This window comes from Stenotrophomonas sp. STEN083 (genome assembly GCF_056759195.1).
In genome coordinates, this window is sequence record NZ_JBRRCU010000045.1 from 17445 (window position 1) to 36090 (window position 18646).

Sequence of the window (18646 nt, forward strand, 5' to 3'; positions counted from 1 at the left end):
AAAGCGGGGTCAGCGCACACCGTGCATCATCCGCTTCAGTAGGGGCGAAGCGAGCAGGGCGACTACCGCACAGCCCAGGCCTATCCACATCAGCAGCCAGAACAGGTGTTCGTAGCGGCCGGCGGCCTCGGCGATGTTCATGACTTCGCCTTCGGGTACGTCGATGGCGGCGAGCTTGCCGAACAAGGCTGCCAGGGTTTCAGAGAATGCCGTGGCCAGGAACCAGGTGCCCATCATCAGGCTGACCACGCGCGGTGCCGCCAGCTGGGTGACGGCCGACAGGCCGACCGGCGACAGGCACATCTCGCCAATCTCCAGGATCAGGTAGGCCAGCACCAGCCACCACACGCTGGCCATCTGCCCGGTTGCACCCACTTGCTGCGCAGCCAAAGCCAAGGGCACGAAGGACAGGGCGCCGAACACCAGGCCGAACGAGGATTTCAGTGGTTTGGACGGATCCAGCCGGCGCTTGTCCAACCATGCCCACAAGGCAGCGAACAGGGGCGCAAGCAGCACCAGGAACAGCGCGCCCAGATAGGTCAGCGAGCCGGCCGTCTGTGGCAGCACCAGGCAGTCGCGGATCAGCATCACCAGCATTGCGGCAACGATGACGGTGAACAGCAGGCGCGGAGCGTTCGAGGATGGATCGCGGTCAGACAGGCGCGCTGCGATTACAAAACCAAGCGGCGCCAGCAGCAGCGAGACGATAGACCACGGAAGCGGCGTGCCATCGCGGATGACCAGTGACGGCACCAGATCCTTGGTCAGCAAACGGTCGGTAAAGGTGACCCAGGAGCCATAGGTCTGCTCATACAGCGTAAAGAACACCAGCGCCATGAAGATCAGCACCATAAGCGCGATCATCTGCTGGCGCTGTTCCGGTGTGCATTGCGTGCCGGTGAACCAGGCAAACCACAGCAGCACGCCGCCGAGCACAACGATCATCAGCATCAGCGCGAGGCTGATTTCGCCGCCGAGCGCGAACGCGCCGTTGGCTGCTGCCCACATCAGCGCCGCGACCGGAACGATGCCGACAACGGCAACGCCATAGATCAACCATTCGCGCGGCACGCCAAGTACGCGCTCGCGCAGCGTCGCCGGTTGTGCCGGTTCGGCGTGACCGTGCAGGTACTTCTGCCCCCACAGGAACATCGCCAGTCCGACCAGCATGCCGATACCGGCCGCGCCGAAGCCGTACTTCCAGCCATAGGCTTCACCGAGGAAACCGCAGACCAGTGAGGCGAACAGGGCGCCGAGGTTGATGCCGGCGTAGAACAGGGAGAAGCCCGAGTCACGACGCGGGTCGTTCTCCGGGTAGAGCTTACCGACGATGGTGGAGATGTTCGGCTTGAGGAAGCCCACTCCCATGATGATCAGCGCCAGCGACAGATAGGTGATCGACAACGCGGCTTCGTCGCGTACCACTTCGCCTGCTACGCGGTGCGCTTCGTGGCCTTCGAATGCCATACCGATGTGCCCCAGCACCAGCAGGATGCCGCCGAAAACCACCGCTTTGCGCATGCCCAGCCAGCGGTCGGCCAGCAGCCCGCCGAATACCGGAATGCAGTAGACCAAGCCACCGTAGGCACCGAGCAGGTCGAGTCCGGCCTTGTCGCCGAACAGGTGGTACTTGGTGAGGTAAAGCAGCAGCAATGCCTTCATGCCGTAGAAGGAGAAGCGCTCCCACATTTCGGTGAAGAAGCAGACGTAGACGCCCTTGGGGTGGCCGAGGAAGTCGTCGGAGCGGGGGCGGCTCAAGGCAGTTGCGGTCATCGGTGGTGCCGGGTGGGACAGCGGCCGAGTATAGGACCGCTGCCCCGGAGCTGCGCGTTCAGAGGTAGCGCAGCCAGGCCAGGTCGCGACGGCGTGCCTTGAAGCGGGCAAAGGCGCGGGTGGCGGGGTAGAGCAGCACCGCCAGCACGACGCTGATCAACAGCAATGCCGACACCGATTCGACTGCGAAGTAGGGCGCGTGATTTGCGCCCCAATACGCCATCGCGGCCAGGTACAGCAGCTTCAGCACATACAGATGCAGCAGGTAGAAGAACATCGGCGCCGCGCCTATCCATGCCAGTGGCTGCAGCCACCCGGCGATGCGAGGCTGCTCGTACAGGCGCAGCAGCAACAGGCCGATACCCAGCGTCAGCAGCAGGAACAGCAGCGAAGGCGGGTACTTGGTGACGTTGAGCAGGCTCATCAGCGTCAGCTGAAGTTCTTCAAAGCGCAGCCATGGATGGTCGCCGTAGATGTTGGCGGCACGCAGCAGCACGAAGCCGATCAGCATCGCCGCGCCGGTGAGCAGCAGCCAACGCTGGCGCTGCGGCGCAGGCCGGTTGTTGGCGTACCACGGGCCCAGCACATAGCCCAGGGCAATCACGCCGATCCACGGCAGCAGCGGGTAGGAGGTGCGCAGGCGCAGGCTGTCGCCCAGCTCGATCCAGTCACGTTGGTGCAGGATCTTCCACAGCGTTGCCAGTACGCCGTTGCCCTGGACCTGCAGCGGATCAAGCAGGTTGTGGCCGGCAATGATGAGCACCGCCAGCGCCAACAGCAGCTTGCGCGGCAGCCACAGCAGGCCGGCCAACGCGATCATGCTCAGGCCGATGGCCCAGATCACCTGCAGATAGAGCGTGCTGGCCGGGAACTGGAAGGTCCAGGCGAAGTTGACCAGGGTCAGTTCCAATACCACCAGGAACAGGCCGCGCTTCAGCAGGAACGCGGCGGTGGCGCGGCGCGGATCTGGCTGGCGCTGGCCATATAGCCAGGCCGACAGGCCGGTGAGCAGGACGAACACAGGTGCGCATAGATGGGCCAGCAGGCGGAAGCTGAATAGCGCCGGAGAAACCGAGGTCACGTCCATCGGGTCGCTGACCTGGTGCTGCAGGTAGAAGGTCTCGCGGACATGGTCGATCAGCATCAGCAGCATCACGGTGCCGCGCAGCTGGTCGATGGAGGCCAGGCGGGAGGTGGAGGCAGGGTGCATGCGTTGAAATCTTACGGAAAGATATAACATAACACTTAGGGGTGGCGCGGGCGACTTTGCCGATGTGGCCTGCAAGGCGTGCGGATCGGTGGAATTACAGGGTTGCGGGGCACCGGCACGCGTTCAGGCTGGACTTGCCGTTAAGCGGGCGTTAGCGTGGCGAAGGTTTTTTTGCCATCCAAGGGCTTTCCATGAACAACGCTGCGCCTGCGCAGCTCACATTCCGCGCGGTGGTTCTTGCCATCGTGCTGGCTGTGGTGCTGTCTGCCGCCAATGCTTACCTGGGCCTGTTCGCAGGCTTGACCATCGCTACCGCCATCCCGGCCGCCGTCGTCTCGATGGGCGTGCTGCGTCTGCTCGGTGGCGGCACCATCCTTGAGAACAACATCGTCCAGACCGGTGCCTCGGCCGGCTCGTCGATTGCGGCCGGCGTGATCTTCACGATCCCGGCGCTGGTGATCATGGGTTACTGGCCGGACTTCAAGTACTGGTGGGTGCTGGGCATCGCCGGCCTCGGCGGCCTGCTGGGCGTGCTGTTCTCGGTGCCGCTGCGGCGCTCGATGATCGTCGAAGATCCGCTTCCCTTCCCGGAAGGCAAGGCGGCTGCTGAAGTGCTCAAGGCCGGTGAGAACCCGGGCCCGGGCATGAAGATCCTCGGCATCTCGGCGGCCATTGGTGGCCTGGTGAAGCTGGCCGCAGCCTCGGGCCTGCGCATCTTCCCGGATGCCTGGGCGCAGTCGGCCTACATCGGCAGTTCCAAGGTCACCGCTTTCATCGGCACCAACCTGTCGCCGGCACTGTTGGGCGTGGGTTACATCGTCGGATTGAACGTGGGCATCGTGGTGCTGTCCGGCGCCATCCTGTCCTGGCACATCGCCATCCCGCTCTATCAGGCATTCTTCCTGGGCAGCAACCCCGAGTTGGCGGCTTCGCTTGCCAACGTTGGCTCGGCTGAAGCAGCGTTCGCCATCTGGGGCTCGCAGATCCGTTATCTGGGCGTTGGCGCCATGTTGATCGGCGGCGTCTGGACGCTGTTCTCGCTGCGCAAGTCGCTGCTCAATGGTGTCAAGAGCGGCTTCGCCGCTGCCCGCAAGAGCAGTGGCCCGGCCCTGGCCGAGACCGAGCGCGACCTGCCGATGAAGTGGATGCTGATCGCCCTGATCGCCTTCACCCTGCCGCTGTTGGGCCTGTACCAGGCCATCGTTGGCCAGTGGCACGTGTCGATCCCGATGACCATCATCATGATCGTCGCTGGCTTCCTGTTCGTGTCGGTGTCGGCCTACCTGGCTGGTTTGATTGGTTCGTCCAACAACCCGGTCTCGGGCATCACCATTTCCACCATCCTGTTCGCCTCGGTGGTGCTGGTGCTGTTGCTGGGCAAGGACGGCCTGATTCCAGTTGGCGTCGGCGGTGCTCCGCTGGGTGCGGTGGCCGCGATCATGATCGGTGCGGTGGTCTGCTGCGCGGCCGCCGTTGGCGGTGACAACCTGCAGGACCTCAAGGCCGGCTATCTGGTTGGTGCCACGCCGTGGAAGCAGCAGCTGATGCTGGGTATCGGTGCATTCTCCTGCGCCCTGATCATGGCGCCGGTGCTGAACCTGCTGGCCCATGCCTACGGCATCGGCGCACCGACCGCCGAACACCCGAACTCGCTGGCAGCACCGCAGGCCAACCTGATGGCATCGGTTGCTCGCGGCCTGTTCGGTGGCCAGTTGCCGTGGACGATGATCGCGCTGGGCGCAGGCGTTGGCGCGGTGATCATCGCCGTCGACGAATGGCTGAAGAAGACCGGCAAGCGTTTCCGCGTGCCGGTGCTGGCTGCCGCCATCGGTATCTACCTGCCGCTGGAGCTGATGGTGCCGATCTTCCTGGGCGGCCTGCTGGCCCACCTGGTCGAGCGTTTCCACAAGCTGCGTGCCGACGACGAAGAAGGCCGTGACCGCGTGCATCGCCCGGGTGTGCTGTTCGCAGCTGGCCTGATCACCGGTGAAGCCTTGATGGGTATCGCCATTGCGGTGCCGATCGTGGTCAGCGGGCAGGGCGACGTGCTGGCACTGCCGCTGGGTGGTTTTGCCGATACCTGGGCGAGCGTGTCGGCCTGGGTTGGCCTGTTCGTGCTGTTCCTGGTTGGCCTGCTGATGTACCGCATCGGCAAGAAGGGCGAGCCTGCGGCGAAGGCCTGATTTTCCCTTCTCCCGCTCGCGGGGGAAGGTGCCCGTAGGGCGGATGGGGGGCTTGGGGTTTTGACTTGGTTGGTGGCTTGGAGCTTTAGAGCCAAAGCCAAAGCCAAAGCCAAAGCCAAAGCCAAAGCCAAAGCCAAAGCCAAAGCACCCCTCCCCAGCCCTCCCCTTGGCCTGCGGCCAAAGGGAGGGGGCTCAAGCCAAAGCCAGAGCGTCCAAGCCAGAGCGTCCTCACCCCAACCCCTCTCCCGCTTCGCAGGAGAGGGGCTTAGGCAGAAGCGAAGCAAAGCAATACCAGCAAAGCCGCCCAAGGGGCGGCTTTGCTGTTTGCGGCGGTTGATTGGCCATGACTTCAAGCCTTTGCAGTGGGGCGGGCTGGCCGCCTACCATCGGGGTTTGCCTTTGCCTGGGAGTTGCCCATGAAGCTTCGTCACGCCCTGTTGCCGCTGTGCCTGTTGGCCGCCTTGCCATCATTGGCCAGTGCGCGCGGTTTTGAAGTCCGCGACATGGTCAAGCTGGACCGCGCGTCCGCACCGCTGCTCAGCGCCAATGGCGCGCAGGTGGTGTTCGCCAAGCGCATCGTCGATGCCGACCTCAAGGCCAGCAGCAGCCTGTGGATCCGTGACCTGCGTACCCGCGACATGGCACCGCCGAAGCAGCTGACCCCGGCTGGCTGGAACGTCAATTCGGCCTCGATCGAGGGCCAGAACGTCTACTTCCTCAGCGCCAAGAACGGCAGCCAGCAGCTGTACGTGATGCCGCTGGCTGGCGGTGAGCCGCGCCAGCTCACCGATTTCGCGCTGGACGTGGACAGCTACCGCGTCTCGCCGCAGGGCGACCGCGTGCTGTTCAGCACCGGCGTGTTCCAGGACTGCGGCTCGGACCTGGCCTGCACCAGCAAGCGCTTAGAGAAGGAAAAGGCCGACAAGAGCAGCGGCCAGGTCTACGACAGCATGTTCGTGCGCCACTGGGATACCTGGGCTGACGGCCGTCGCAACACGCTGTTCGTCGCGCCGCTGCCGGCAGCCGGTGCTGCAGCAGTGAAGGGCGCATCGGCGATCAGCGCGACGCTGGCCGGCGATGCACCGTCCAAGCCGTTCGGCGGCAATGAAGACTTCGTCTGGTCGCCGGATGGCAAGACCGTGGTGGCCAGCATTCGCGTGCAGGGCAGCAAGGAGCCTTGGTCGACCAACTTCGACCTGTACAAGCTCGATGCTGCTGGCAAGCAGGCACCGGTCAACCTGACCGCTGCCAACCCGGCATGGGACGCCGGCCCGGTATTCAGCGCCGACGGCAAGACCCTGTTCTACCGCGCGATGAAGCGTCCGGGTTTCGAAGCTGACCGTTTCGGCCTGATGGCGATGGACGTAGCCAGCGGCAAGGTCAATGAGATCGCCGCGCTGTGGGACCGTTCGGCCGATGGCATCACCTTGTCGGCCGATGGCCAGACCATCTACACCACCGCACAGGACATGGGCGAACACCCGTTGTTCGCGGTCAACATCGCCAATGGTGAGCCGACCAAGCTGGTGGGCGAGGGCAGCATCTCCTCCTTCGACATCGCTGGCGATGCGCTGGCCTTCACCCGCAACTCGCTGAAGAGCGGCGACCAGGTGTTCACCAGCAGCACCGCTGCTGGCGCACCGCAGCGTGCCATCACCCAGAGTGCCGGCGAAATGCTGGACGGCGTGAACTTCGGTGATTTCGAGCAGTTTTCGTTCAAGGGCTGGAACGACGAGACCGTGCACGGTTATGTGGTCAAGCCGCACAACTACCAGGAAGGCAAGAAGTACCCGGTAGCATTCCTGATCCACGGCGGCCCGCAGGGCAGCTTCGGCAATGGCTGGAGCTACCGCTGGAACCCGCAGACCTATGCGGGCCAGGGCTACGCAGTGGTGATGATCGATTTCCACGGCTCCACGGGTTACGGCCAGGCCTTCACCGACGCGATCAGCCAGCATTGGGGCGATCGCCCGCTGGAAGACCTGCAGAAGGGCTGGGCCGCAGCGCAGCAGAAATACAGCTTCCTCAACGGCGACAAGGCCTGTGCGCTGGGCGCCAGCTACGGCGGCTTCATGGTCAACTGGATCGCCGGCAACTGGAATGAGCCGTGGAAGTGCCTGGTGAACCACGACGGTGTGTTCGATCAGCGCGCCATGGGCTATGCCACCGAAGAACTGTGGTTCACCGAGTGGGAGCAGGGCGGCACCCCGTACGACGTGCCGCAGAACTACGAGAAGTTCAATCCGGTCAACCACGTCGCCAACTGGAAGAAGCCGATGCTGGTGGTGCAGGGCCAGCTGGATTACCGCATCCCGGTGGAGCAGGGCCTGGCCACGTTCACCGCGCTGCAGCGTCAGGGCATCGAGTCCAAGTTCCTGTACTTCCCGGACGAAAACCACTGGGTGCTGAAGCCGCATAACAGCGTGCAGTGGCATGACACGGTCAATGGCTGGTTGAAGCAGCACATCGGCCAGTAAGCAGATAAGGAAGGGCGTGCCATTGGCGCGCCCTTCTTTGCAGCGGGCGGTGCCTTGCCGGCTCCCATCGCTGTGGCAATCGCAACGGAGGATGTGCGATGGGAATGTTCAGTATCTGGCATTGGTTGATCCTGCTGTTCTTGTTTGCCATTGCCGCCAGTCTGGTCGGCCTGATCGTCTGGTTCGCCATGCGCTCGTCCAAGGCTCCCGGCAACCCGGTTGCAAGCGCGCAGAAGCGCCTGCAGCAGATGGAGGACCTGCGCGCGCAAGGCCTGATCAGCAATGAGGAATACGCCAGACAGCGTGCGGCGATCGTGACCAGGCTCTGAGCTGGATGGCCGGCTAGGCGCCAGCGGTTGCGGAAGTGTTTGAATCCGGCCTGGATGGCCGGCGAGCGGCGACGGATGTGCCAGAGTGTCCCATCCTGCGCAAGTGCTGTCTCCATTCCGGTGCGGTGTGTCTGCAGGTTCCATCCACGGGCAAGGGGTTTGCCCGCCTACACGCATCAAGGGGATAGACGATGACGGCAGCCGCAACGGGCGCACTCATCAGCAATGACATCATCGTGTTCGGCCTGATCGCCGCCACCTTGGGCGTTATTTTCTGGACATCGGGCAGCAGCAATCCGCTGCTGAAAAAGTTCTACAGCTTCGTACCCGCGTTGCTGCTGTGTTATTTCATTCCCGGCGTGTACAACACCGTCGGCCTGATCGACGGCGAAACCACCAAGCTCTACAACCCGATCGCGCGCGATGTGTTCCTGCCCGCGGCGCTGGTGCTGTTGACGCTGTCCATCGACCTGAAAGGCATCCTCGGCCTGGGCTGGAAGATGCTGGCGATGTATGTGGCGGCGGTGCTGAGCATCATGCTTGGTGCGGTGGTCGCGTTCCAGATAATGGCCTGGCTGCATCCGGAAACGGTAGCTGGGGCAACCTGGGGTGGCATGGCAGCGCTGGCCGGCAGCTGGATCGGCGGCGGTGCCAACATGCTGGCGATGAAGGAAATCTTCGAAGTCGACGCGACCACCTTCGGCCAGTTCGCGGTGGTGGATGTGGGCGTGGGTTATGTATGGATGGCGGTGCTGATCTTCTTCGCCTCACGTGCGCCGGCCATGGACAAGCGCAGCGGCGCCGATACGCGGGCGCTGGATGATCTGCGTGACCGCGTGGCCAGCTACCAGGCACAGCACGCGCGCATCCCGTCGTTGGGGGACTTGATGGTGATGGCAGGTGTGGCCTTCGGTGCGGTCGCATTGGCGCACGGCCTGGCCGCACCGTTGGCCGAGTGGTTTGCTGCAAACGTGAGCTGGTCCAGCTCGGTGAGCATGGACAAGCCGTTCGTGTGGGTGGTGATGCTGGCGACCTTCATCGGCCTGGGCCTGAGCTTCACCCGCGTGCGCGAGCTGGAAGGCGTGGGCGCGTCGAAGTGGGGCTCGATGTTCCTGTACTTCCTGATCGCCTGCATCGGCATGCAGATGGATCTGTTGGCCTTGCTGGAAAAGCCCTGGCTGTTCGCGCTGGGTGCGCTGTGGATTGGCGTGCACATCGTGCTGCTGTGGCTGGCTGGCAAACTGCTGAAGGTGCCGTTCTTCTATTTCGCGATTGCCTCGCAGAGCAATATCGGTGGCCCGGCTTCGGCGCCGGTGCTGGCGACTGCGTTCCACCCGGCGTTGGCACCGGTGGGTGTGTTGCTGGGTACGCTCGGGTATGCGGTGGGTACCGGCGCTGCTTATGTGGTGGGGATTACCTTGCGGGCGATGGCTGGGGCTGGGTGAGAAGCAGCGCGCTTTGCGCGCCTTCCCCTCGCCCCAACCCCTCTCTCGGGGGAGAGGGGCTTCACAGCTGCAGTTGCACATATTGCTAGCGCTCGGGGCGCACTGAGCCCCTCTCCCCTTGCGGGGTGAAAGGAGCAGCTTGCGAACCACAGGTTCGCTGCTCCTTGAACGCCCTTGCGCCAGCGCAGGGGCCGAGGCGCGGAGCAGGGGTTGGGGCCGGGGGAGGCGCAAAGCGCCACTTTCCCCATTCAAACCCCGCACACAACACCACCATGCTAGGCTCCACCCTCCCACGCCACGTAACCAACGTGGCGTTTTTATTTCCCTTCGATCGACAGGAACAGGCCTTATGCCGACCGAACCCAGTACTGCCCTCATCACCAATGACATCGTCGGCCTTGGCCTGATCGCAGCCACATTGGCCCTGATCTTCTGGTTGGCCAGCGGCCCAACCCCGTTCTGGAAGAAGATCTTCACCTGGGTGCCGGCGCTGCTGCTGTGCTACTTCATTCCCGCCATCTACAACACGACGGGTCTGATCGACGGCCACAACACCAAGCTCTACAACCCGATTGCACGCGATGTGTTGCTGCCCGCGGCGCTGGTGCTGCTCACGCTTTCCATCGACCTGAAAGGCATCGCCAAGCTCGGCCCCAAGTTGCTGGTGATGTTCGTTACCGGCACTGTCGGCATCGTGTTGGGTGCAGCGGTGTCGTTCCAGGTGATGAAGTTCATCCATCCGGAAACCGTGGCCGGTGATACCTGGGCTGGTATGGCCGCATTGGCCGGTAGCTGGATCGGTGGTGGTGCCAACATGGCCGCCATGCGCGAGACCTTCAACGTCGATGCCACTACCTTCGGTCAGATTGCGGTGGTCGATGTGGCCTGCGCCAGTTTGTGGATGGCCGTGTTGCTGTGGCTGGCGGGTCGCTCGCAGTCGATTGATGCCAAGAGCGGTGCCGATACCTCGGCCATCGACGACATGAAGCGTCGCATTGCCGAGTACGAAGCCAAGAGTGCGCGCAATCCCAGCCTGACCGATCTGATGGTGATCGTCGGTGTCGGTCTGGGTGTTGTTGGTCTGGCGCATGCTTTGGCGACGCCGCTGGCCGCTTGGTTTGGTGCCAATGTCAGCTGGGCCAGCAAAGCCTCGCTGGATTCGTCCTTTGTGTGGGTGGTGATGCTGTCCACGGTCGCCGGCCTGCTGCTGAGCTTTACCCGTGCACGGAATCTGGAAGCGGCGGGTGCGTCGAAGATCGGCACCTTGTTCCTGTATTTCCTGATTGCCTGTATTGGCATGCAGATGGATCTGCTGTCGCTGGCTGATCGTCCGTGGTTGTTCCTGCTGGGTGTGATCTGGATGGGCGTGCATATCGGCTTGTTGTATGTGGTTGGCCGGATGCTGCGTACGCCGCTGTTCTTCTTTGCGATTGGTTCGCAGGGCAATATCGGTGCGGCAGCATCGGCACCGGTGGTGGCTGCGGCGTTCCACCCGACCTTGGCGCCGGTAGGCGTGCTGCTGGGTACGGTGGGTTATGCCACTGGCACGGTGATCGCCTACATGACCGGCCTGATGTTGAAGTGGATGGCGGGTGCCTGAGGCTTCGGTTTGGGTTGTGGGAGCGGCTTCCTGTTGTAGGAGCGGCGTCAGCCGCGAAGCCTGTGCTGCCGCAGATCACGCTGTCATTGCAATCTCATGATTTGTCGGCTTCGTGGCTTACGCCGCTCCTACAAATCGGGTTGTCGGTAACGCCTCTGCCGAGCATGGCTCGGTACTACGGGTAGCAAAAAGGCGGTGCCAGTGGCACCGCCTTTTTGGTTTTGCTTGTCCGCGGCTTCAGCAGCAGCGGAAGCCGCTCCTGCCGCCGAAGCGGGCTTCCTGTCTTTCGCGGAAGAAGGTTTTGTAATCCATGACCTCACGGTCGGGATGCTTCTCGCGCATGTGCCGGACATAGTTGTCGTAGTCCGGCACGCCGCAGCAAAGCCGCGCGGTCTGCACCAGACGCCGCCAGGTGCGGCGGAATGTCTGGTACTGGCCGACGGGGACCAGCTCGGTGCCCATTACAGGTCAACCTCGTGCGGCTTCAGCGCCACGTACGGGGTTTCCTTGTCGGTACGAACCGGCGATCGACGTGCAGCGGCGATGGTCTTGATCGAGTACACCAGCACCGCGAACACCACGAACAGGAACAGCGCAGTCAGGCCGGTGTTGATGTAATTGTTCACCATCACCTGGTGCATCTGGTCGAAGTTCTTCGACGGGGCCAACAGTTCGCCGGCGGCAATGGCATCACGGTACTTGTGTGCCTGGGCGAGGAAGCCCACTGCCGGGATGTCGGAGAAGATCTTGATGAAGCCTGCCGCCGTGGTACAGATCAGCAGCCAGATCGCCGGGACGAGCGGCACCCAGGCGTACTTGTCCTTCTTCATCTTGAACAGCACCACGGTGCACAGCAGCAGTGCCACGCCGGCCAACATCTGGTTGGCGATACCGAACAGCGGCCACAGCATGTTGATGCCGCCCAGCGGATCGGTCACGCCCTGGTACAGGAAGTAACCCCACAGTGCGACGCAGCCACCGGTGGCGATGAAGCTGGCTACCCACGAGTCGGTGCGGCGCAGGGCCGGGACGAAGTTGCCCAGCAGGTCCTGCAGCATGAAGCGGCCCGAACGGGTGCCGGCATCGACGGCGGTCAGGATGAACAGTGCTTCGAACAGGATGGCGAAGTGGTACCAGAACGCCATCATGCCTTCGCCCGGCAGCACTGCGTGCAGGATCTGCGCGATACCGACAGCCAGGGTCGGCGCACCGCCGGCGCGCGAGAGGATGGTGGACTCACCAATCTCGGCTGCGGTTGCAGTCAGCTGGTCCGGGGTGATTGCAAAGCCCCAGTTGGTGACGACCTGGGCCGCATGCACCACGTCGGTGCCAATGATCGCGGCCGGGCTGTTCATGGCGAAGTAGATGCCCGGCTCGATGATCGAGGCAGCCACCATGGCCATGATGGCCACGAACGATTCCATCAGCATGCCACCGTAGCCGATGTAGGCGGTGTGGCCTTCATTGGCCAGCAGCTTGGGCGTGGTGCCCGAGCTGATCAGCGCGTGGAAGCCGGACACCGCGCCGCAGGCAATGGTGATGAACAGGAACGGGAACATGCTGCCCTTCCACACCGGGCCAGTGCCGTCGGTGAACTGGGTCAGCGCCGGCATCTTCAGCTCGGGCATCACGATCAAGATGCCGATCGCCAAGCCGACAATGGTGCCGATCTTGAGGAAGGTGGACAGGTAGTCACGCGGAGCCAGCAGCAACCACACCGGGAGGACCGCGGCGACGAAGCCGTAGCCGATCAGCATCCAGGTGATCTGGATACCGGTGAAGGTAAACATCGGGCCCATCACCGGATCAGCGGCAACCTTGCCGCCGTACCAGATCGCCGCGATCAGCAGCACCAGGCCAACGATGGAGATCTCACCGATCTTGCCCGGACGGATGTAGCGCATGTACACGCCCATGAACATGGCAATCGGCATTGTCGCGATCACCGTGAACATGCCCCAGGGGCTGCCCTCCAATGCCTTCACCACGATCATCGCCAGCACCGCGAGGATGATGATCATGATCATGAAGACGCCGAACAAGGCGATGGTGCCAGGCACCTGGCCCATTTCCTCACGCACCAGGTCGCCCAGCGAGCGGCCGTTGCGACGCGTGGAGATGAACAGGATCATGAAATCCTGCACCGCGCCGGCCAGCACCACGCCGGCAATCAGCCAAAGCGTGCCGGGCAGGTAGCCCATCTGCGCGGCCAGCACCGGGCCGACCAGCGGGCCGGCGCCGGCAATGGCGGCGAAGTGGTGGCCGAACAAGACGTGCTTGTTGGTGGGCACATAATCTAGGCCATCGTTGTTGATGACCGCTGGCGTTGCGCGGGTGGGATCAACCCCCAGCACCTTGTTGGCGATGAACAGGCCGTAGTAGCGGAAGGCCACCAGGTACAGCGAAACCGCTGCCACCACGATCCATAGAGCATTGATGTGTTCGCCGCGGCGTAGCGCCACGACGCCTAGACAGAACGCGCCTATCAGGGACAGCAACGCCCATCCGGCTTTGGAAAAACCTTTCATCGAGTCGCCTCGCAGGGGAATGTCTGCAAGGGTCTACCCATGCAGGTCAGGGGTCAATGTGCATGGCAGCTGAAGCGGATGCGACTTTGGTCTTAGGCCCATGTCTTATCGAACATGACTGCGGGGGCGGGCTGTGCTTCAGCGGTAGGCTGGCTGGAACAAATGGTTGCAGCGGTGGCGATTGGTTTGGCGGTTGGCGAAGGCCATTGTCTGCTGCATGTTCAAGGAGCTTCCTGATGACTAGTCAAGATTCCGCCCGGGTGGTGCGCACTATCCGCGGCATGCCCACCTCCGACGGCGCCGGTGTACGTCTGACCCGGGTCATCGGTACGCAGTCGTTGCCGGAGCTGGACCCGTTCCTGATGCTGGACGAGTTCGGCACGGACCGGGCCGAGGACTACATCGCTGGCTTCCCCGACCACCCGCACCGGGGTTTCGAGACGGTGACCTACATGCTCGATGGCCGCATGCGGCACAAGGACAACCACGGCAACGAGGGTTTGCTTACACCGGGCAGCGTTCAATGGATGACCGCCGGTCGCGGCCTGGTGCACTCGGAAATGCCCGAGCAGGAGTCCGGCCGCATGCGCGGCTTCCAGTTGTGGGTGAACCTGCCGGCGCGCGACAAGATGAGCGCGCCGCGCTATCAGGAGTTCGCGCCCGAGCGCATTCCGCAACTGGCACCTGCTGAAGGCGTTAGCGTGAAGGTGATCGCCGGAACCGTGGATGCGGTCACCGGCCCCATCCAGCAGCCGGCCACCGACCCGGTTTATCTCGACATAAGCTTGAGCGCGGGCGCTGCCTGGAGTTACCGTCTGCCAGAAGGCCACAACGCCTTCGCCTATGTGTTCGAGGGCAGTGCGTCGCTGGGCGAGGGCGAGGAGGCGCGCGCGGTCGAGCTGCAGCAATTGGCGGTACTGGGCGGCGGCAGCACGCTGCATATGCGTGCCGGTGCCGAGGGCGCGCGTCTGATCGTGGTGGCCGGGCGTCCGCTGCGCGAACCGGTGGCACGGCACGGGCCGTTCGTGATGAACACGCGCGAGGAATTGATGCAGGCCTTTGTCGACTACCAGGAAGGCCGCTTCTGAACGATGGCCGGTCCCTCGCGTCATGCGACGGGACCGGCATCAATGGTTGTTCGCCACCGATCCGTTGGCACTGGACCGGTGTCCGTCGTGGCTCAGTTGCTGCCAGCCAATGCGGACGGATTGAGGTTCAAGGTCTGGGTCAGGGTCTGCAGGGTGCCCAGCTCGGCGTTATCGGCGGCGTCGATCCAGATCTGCGCGTAGCGGTTCTTGTCCAGCTTTACCACGCTGATGCGGCGCGACTCCAGGCCGGGCAGGTCACGACCGCCCATGTCCAGCTTGTACCAGTGCATGTCGGTGCCACCGAACGCGCCTTTTTCCGCACGCAGCGGGCGATTCAAGGCCAGACCCGGATCGCGCCCGCTCAGCATCATGTTCAGTACTGCGCGGCCATCTTCGGTGGTGGCTTTGCAGACGATGAAATCGCTTTGGATCTGTTGTTCCCAATGCAGGCCGCTACCTGCAGGCAGCGATGGGCATTGCACGGCCTGCTGGGCGGAAGCGTTGGCGCAGGCAGCGAGCGCTAGTGCGGCAGAAAAAATAAGGACAGTCTTCACTTCGCATTCCCCCATGGAACATCGGCCCAGCGGCACGACGAAAAACGTGTGGATGGTTCTGAAGGCGGTACTGGCTGGTGGGCGGTATCCCTCCCTGCGAACGTGCATCCCCATGCGCGCCAGCCAGGTTGCGACGGTATTACAAAAGCCCCGTCACTTGCAAAGTGTCCTCTCTGCAAATAAAGAACGGCTCCGCAGGGGAGCCGTTCCGAATAACTGATAACACTTGAAACCAAAGCGGTGACTTACTTGTCGCTGCCAATCCACTTATAGGCCAGGCCGCCGATGGCCGCACCCAGAATTGGCGCCACCCAGAACAACCACAGCTGGCTGATCGCACCGGGGCCGGCAAACAGCGCTACGGCGGTGGAGCGGGCCGGGTTCACCGAGGTATTGGTGACGGGGATGCTGATCAGGTGGATCAGAGTCAGGGCCAGGCCAATGGCGATCGGCGCGAAGCCCGCCGGGGCACGGCCATGGGTCGCGCCCATGATCACGACCAGGAACACCGCGGTCAGCACTACTTCGCACAGGAACGCAGCAGCGACGGTGTAGCCGCCCGGTGACAGTGCACCGTAGCCATTGCTGGCGAAGGCGCCGGCCTCGCTGCCATCGATCAGGAAGCTGGCATTGCCCTTGGCGATCTGCAGCAGGATGAAGGCAGCGACGATGCCACCCAGTACCTGGGCAACGATATACGGCAACAGGTCTTTGGCCGGAAAGCGGCCGCCAGCCCACAGGCCGATGCTCACTGCCGGGTTGAAGTGCGCGCCGGAGATATGGCCGAACGCATAGGCACCGGTCAGTACGGTCAGGCCGAAGGCCAGCGCAACACCGACAAAGCCAATACCCAGCGGATTGCCGTCACCGCCGAACTTCGCGGCCAGTACCGCGCTACCGCAGCCGCCCAATACCAGCCAGAAGGTGCCGAGGAACTCGGCAGCCAGACGCTTTCCCATGCTCATGATGATGTTTCCTTTATTTTCCCCGGTACGGGTGTGGGGAAAGTAACGGAGAAGAGGTGGGAGGAGTAGTGAAATTGCCAACTATTTCTCGCTTTCCTCTGTAGTGATTTAGGCCTATGCACGATCTGCGCATCGCCAGTTACAGCAGGGCAAGGGCGGCTATGGGAGTTCCGCCCCTGCTGTGGCGAGGAAAGTGGGCTCAGCCGGGTAGGGGGATGAACTCCTTGTCGTCGCCGGGAATCGTGCCGAAGCGACCATTCTGCCAATCGTCCTTGGCCTGCTCGATGCGCTCCTTGGAGCTGGAGACGAAGTTCCACCACAGATGGCGCGGGCCATCCAGCGGTTCGCCGCCCATCAGCATGGCCTTCAGGGGGGTCTTGGCGCGCAGACGGCTATGTGCGCCGGGCTCGGGGATGATCAGGTGCTGGGTAGGTACATCCACCCCATCCAGCTGGGCGTCGCCCTCAAGAATGTAGAGCGCGCGCTCTACATGGGAGTTGTCGAGATCGATCTCGGCGCCGGGCTCCAGGTCGATGGCGACGTTCAAGGTGTCGGCAAATACCTTGACCGGGGACTCCTCGCCGTACGCGCGGCCGGCGATCACCCGCAGCCAGGCGCCGTCGCGGTGCTGCTGCGGCAGCTGGTCAGCGGAAAAGTGGAAGAAGCCGGGGTCGGTTTCCTCATGACTCTTGGGCAACGCCACCCAGGTCTGCATGCCATGCAGGGCCTGCGCGTGTTCGCGCGCCTCGCTGGGGCTGCGCTCGGAGTGGGCGATGCCACGGCCGGCGGTCATCCAGTTGACGTCGCCAGGGCGGATGATCTGCTCCGAACCAAGGGTGTCGCGGTGGCCGATCTGCCCGGCCCACAGGAAGGTAACCGTGGCCAGGCCGATATGCGGGTGCGGACGCACATCGATGCCTTGGCCGGGACTGAAGATGGCCGGGCCCATATGGTCCACGAACACGAACGAGCCCACGCTGCGTGCCTGCAGGGTAGGGACGGCGCGGCGGACCTGGAAGCCGCCAAGGTCGTGGACGCGCGGGCTGATGATGGTGGTCATGGCTGGCTGCTCCGGCTTGCTTGAATGTGGGGGCAGGATGGCACGGAGTGGGCGAAGGTGTGGTTACCGTGTGGGGAATGGATTGTTGTTTGGGTGGGGTTGGAAAGGAGCGGAAGGTGGAAGCGTTACCCCTCCCCTTCGCTGCGCGAAAGGGAGGGGGCCAAAGCCCGGGTTGCACGCAGGGCTGCCGCTTCGCTCCCTCCCTTTGCCAAAGGCAAGGAGAGGGCTGGGTAGGGGTGAGCTCTTGCCCCTGCTCATGCTTATGCACCAAGCAAACAAAACCAGTCTCCCCTGCAACTACATCGCTTCCATACCCAAACCCCAGACAAGGAACGGAAGCTGATCTGAAGGGCTACAATCGCCCTCTTCCTTCCCCATCCGGAGACCTCCGCAGTGACCCGCAAACTCGTGCTGTTGCGCCATGGCCAGAGCCAGTGGAACCTCGATAACCGCTTCACCGGCTGGGTGGACGTGGACCTCACCGAGCAGGGGCGCCAGGAGGCTGCCACCGCTGGCCGGCTGATGAAGGAAGAAGGCCTGCAGTTCGACGTGGCCCACACCTCGGTGCTCAAGCGCGCCATCCACACCTTGCAGGGCGCATTGGCCGAACTGGGCCAGGATTGGCTGCCAGTCAACAAGTCCTGGCGCTTGAACGAGCGCCACTACGGTGGCCTGCAGGGCCTGGACAAGGCCGAGACCGCCGCCAAGCATGGCGAGGAACAGGTCAAGGTGTGGCGCCGTTCCTACGACATCCCGCCGCCGCCGATGGACCTGGCCGATCCGGGTCATCCGATCCACGACCGCCGCTACGCCGGTCTGGACCGCAATGCACTGCCGGCCACCGAGTCGCTGGCGACCACGCTGGATCGTGTGTTGCCGTATTGGCACGACGCCATCGCCCCGCAGCTGAAGGAAGGCAAGACCGTGCTGGTCACCGCCCACGGCAACTCGTTGCGCGCGCTGTACAAGTACCTCAACAACGTGAGCAAGGAAGCCATCCTTGAGCTCAACATCCCAACCGGCATCCCGTTGCTGTTCGAATTGAACGACGACCTCACCGTCAAGTCGTTCCGTTACCTGGGCGACCCGGAAGCAGCCAAGAAGGCCGCCGAGGCCGTGGCCAACCAGGGCAAGGCCAAGTAAGCGACCGGTTGGGAGCAGTATCGCTGTTGCCTGCTCGAGCTGTGAATCACTCAAAGACCGATGCCAGCATGCTGGCATTGGTCTTTTTGTTTGTTTATAGGAGCGGCGTAAGCCGCGAAGCTGGTAATGCGGAGGTCACAAACACAGCTGGCATCCGATGATGTCCCGGCTTCGCGGCTGACGCCGCTTGTGTCTGCCAGCCGAGTAGATTGTGGTTGAGAGCGGAGTGCGGCAGCCCGTTACGTCGCGGTGCCCAGAAGCACGTGTAGGAGTTGGGGCGCCGCACTCCAA

General features: G+C 63.3%; 14 protein-coding genes. 7 read left to right on the forward strand and 7 right to left on the reverse strand.

Annotated features, from left to right (window positions below):
- Positions 1-9: 9 nt before the first annotated feature.
- Together ACVOK8_RS13390 and ACVOK8_RS13395 are read right to left on the reverse strand one after the other, a co-directional pair.
- Positions 10-1773: a peptide MFS transporter gene (locus tag ACVOK8_RS13390; protein WP_481567252.1), complete on the reverse strand. Its 1764-nt coding sequence runs from the start codon at positions 1771-1773 to the stop codon at positions 10-12.
- 58 nt (positions 1774-1831) lie between these two features.
- Positions 1832-2983: an acetyltransferase domain-containing protein gene (locus tag ACVOK8_RS13395; protein WP_481567253.1), complete on the reverse strand. Its 1152-nt coding sequence runs from the start codon at positions 2981-2983 to the stop codon at positions 1832-1834.
- A gap of 191 nt (positions 2984-3174) precedes the next feature.
- Between ACVOK8_RS13395 and ACVOK8_RS13400 the strand changes: the two genes are divergently transcribed.
- The 5 genes from ACVOK8_RS13400 (at position 3175) to ACVOK8_RS13420 (ending at position 11017) form a co-directional block, all read left to right on the forward strand.
- Positions 3175-5166, forward strand: coding sequence for an OPT family oligopeptide transporter (locus ACVOK8_RS13400; protein WP_481567254.1), 1992 nt, complete (start codon positions 3175-3177; stop codon positions 5164-5166).
- Between the two features lie 416 nt (positions 5167-5582).
- Positions 5583-7643, forward strand: a complete 2061-nt coding sequence (locus tag ACVOK8_RS13405) for a S9 family peptidase (protein ID WP_481567255.1) — start codon at positions 5583-5585, stop codon at positions 7641-7643.
- A 104-nt stretch (positions 7644-7747) separates the two neighbouring features.
- Positions 7748-7972 carry an SHOCT domain-containing protein gene (locus tag ACVOK8_RS13410; RefSeq protein ID WP_481567256.1) on the forward strand — a complete coding sequence of 75 codons (225 nt, stop codon included), beginning with the start codon at positions 7748-7750 and terminating at the stop codon, positions 7970-7972.
- A gap of 191 nt (positions 7973-8163) precedes the next feature.
- On the forward strand, positions 8164-9417 hold the full coding sequence (locus ACVOK8_RS13415) for a DUF819 family protein (RefSeq protein ID WP_481567257.1): 1254 nt from the start codon (positions 8164-8166) through the stop codon (positions 9415-9417).
- 349 nt (positions 9418-9766) lie between these two features.
- Positions 9767-11017 carry a DUF819 family protein gene (locus ACVOK8_RS13420; protein WP_481567258.1) on the forward strand — a complete coding sequence of 417 codons (1251 nt, stop codon included), beginning with the start codon at positions 9767-9769 and terminating at the stop codon, positions 11015-11017.
- 237 nt (positions 11018-11254) lie between these two features.
- On the opposite strand, the gene ACVOK8_RS13425 is transcribed toward ACVOK8_RS13420, so the two are convergent.
- Both ACVOK8_RS13425 and ACVOK8_RS13430 read right to left on the reverse strand, forming a co-directional pair.
- Complete coding sequence (locus ACVOK8_RS13425; protein ID WP_057626620.1) at positions 11255-11479, reverse strand: YbdD/YjiX family protein; 225 nt, start codon at positions 11477-11479, stop codon at positions 11255-11257.
- Positions 11479-13545 (reverse strand): carbon starvation CstA family protein, encoded by a 2067-nt coding sequence (locus tag ACVOK8_RS13430; RefSeq protein WP_481567259.1) that lies wholly within the window; start codon positions 13543-13545, stop codon positions 11479-11481. Before ACVOK8_RS13430 ends, ACVOK8_RS13425 begins: the two co-directional genes overlap by 1 nt.
- A 236-nt stretch (positions 13546-13781) precedes the next feature.
- Here ACVOK8_RS13430 and ACVOK8_RS13435 point away from each other — a divergent pair, with 236 nt between their 5' ends.
- On the forward strand, positions 13782-14633 hold the full coding sequence (locus ACVOK8_RS13435; RefSeq protein WP_481567260.1) for a pirin family protein: 852 nt from the start codon (positions 13782-13784) through the stop codon (positions 14631-14633).
- Between the two features lie 92 nt (positions 14634-14725).
- On the opposite strand, the gene ACVOK8_RS13440 is transcribed toward ACVOK8_RS13435, so the two are convergent.
- The 3 genes from ACVOK8_RS13440 to ACVOK8_RS13450 all read right to left on the reverse strand — a co-directional run bounded on the left by ACVOK8_RS13440 (position 14726) and on the right by ACVOK8_RS13450 (position 17212).
- Positions 14726-15202: a hypothetical protein gene (locus ACVOK8_RS13440; protein WP_481567261.1), complete on the reverse strand. Its 477-nt coding sequence runs from the start codon at positions 15200-15202 to the stop codon at positions 14726-14728.
- Positions 15203-15432: 230 nt separating this feature from the next.
- A complete protein-coding gene (aqpZ, locus tag ACVOK8_RS13445; protein ID WP_481567262.1) occupies positions 15433-16152 on the reverse strand; it encodes an aquaporin Z in 720 nt (239 codons plus the stop codon).
- Positions 16153-16351: 199 nt separating this feature from the next.
- Positions 16352-17212, reverse strand: coding sequence for a pirin family protein (locus ACVOK8_RS13450; RefSeq protein WP_481567263.1), 861 nt, complete (start codon positions 17210-17212; stop codon positions 16352-16354).
- Positions 17213-17605: 393 nt separating this feature from the next.
- Between ACVOK8_RS13450 and gpmA the strand changes: the two genes are divergently transcribed.
- Entirely contained in the window at positions 17606-18355 is a 750-nt protein-coding gene (gene gpmA / locus ACVOK8_RS13455; protein WP_303749256.1) for a 2,3-diphosphoglycerate-dependent phosphoglycerate mutase, read from the forward strand.
- Positions 18356-18646: the final 291 nt, after the last annotated feature.

Bases quoted from the DNA above. Each gene is read 5' to 3' on its own strand.
- ACVOK8_RS13425 (WP_057626620.1), bottom strand. From the start codon at position 11,479: ATGGGCACCGAGCTGGTCCCCGTCGGCCAGTACCAGACATTCCGCCGC.
- ACVOK8_RS13400 (WP_481567254.1), top strand. From the start codon at position 3,175: ATGAACAACGCTGCGCCTGCGCAGCTCACATTCCGCGCGGTGGTTCTT.
- ACVOK8_RS13405 (WP_481567255.1), top strand. From the start codon at position 5,583: ATGAAGCTTCGTCACGCCCTGTTGCCGCTGTGCCTGTTGGCCGCCTTG.
- ACVOK8_RS13435 (WP_481567260.1), top strand. From the start codon at position 13,782: ATGACTAGTCAAGATTCCGCCCGGGTGGTGCGCACTATCCGCGGCATG.
- ACVOK8_RS13450 (WP_481567263.1), bottom strand. From the start codon at position 17,212: ATGACCACCATCATCAGCCCGCGCGTCCACGACCTTGGCGGCTTCCAG.
- ACVOK8_RS13415 (WP_481567257.1), top strand. From the start codon at position 8,164: ATGACGGCAGCCGCAACGGGCGCACTCATCAGCAATGACATCATCGTG.
- ACVOK8_RS13395 (WP_481567253.1), bottom strand. From the start codon at position 2,983: ATGCACCCTGCCTCCACCTCCCGCCTGGCCTCCATCGACCAGCTGCGC.
- ACVOK8_RS13410 (WP_481567256.1), top strand. From the start codon at position 7,748: ATGTTCAGTATCTGGCATTGGTTGATCCTGCTGTTCTTGTTTGCCATT.
- ACVOK8_RS13440 (WP_481567261.1), bottom strand. From the start codon at position 15,202: ATGGGGGAATGCGAAGTGAAGACTGTCCTTATTTTTTCTGCCGCACTA.
- ACVOK8_RS13430 (WP_481567259.1), bottom strand. From the start codon at position 13,545: ATGAAAGGTTTTTCCAAAGCCGGATGGGCGTTGCTGTCCCTGATAGGC.
- ACVOK8_RS13420 (WP_481567258.1), top strand. From the start codon at position 9,767: ATGCCGACCGAACCCAGTACTGCCCTCATCACCAATGACATCGTCGGC.
- ACVOK8_RS13390 (WP_481567252.1), bottom strand. From the start codon at position 1,773: ATGACCGCAACTGCCTTGAGCCGCCCCCGCTCCGACGACTTCCTCGGC.
- aqpZ (WP_481567262.1), bottom strand. From the start codon at position 16,152: ATGAGCATGGGAAAGCGTCTGGCTGCCGAGTTCCTCGGCACCTTCTGG.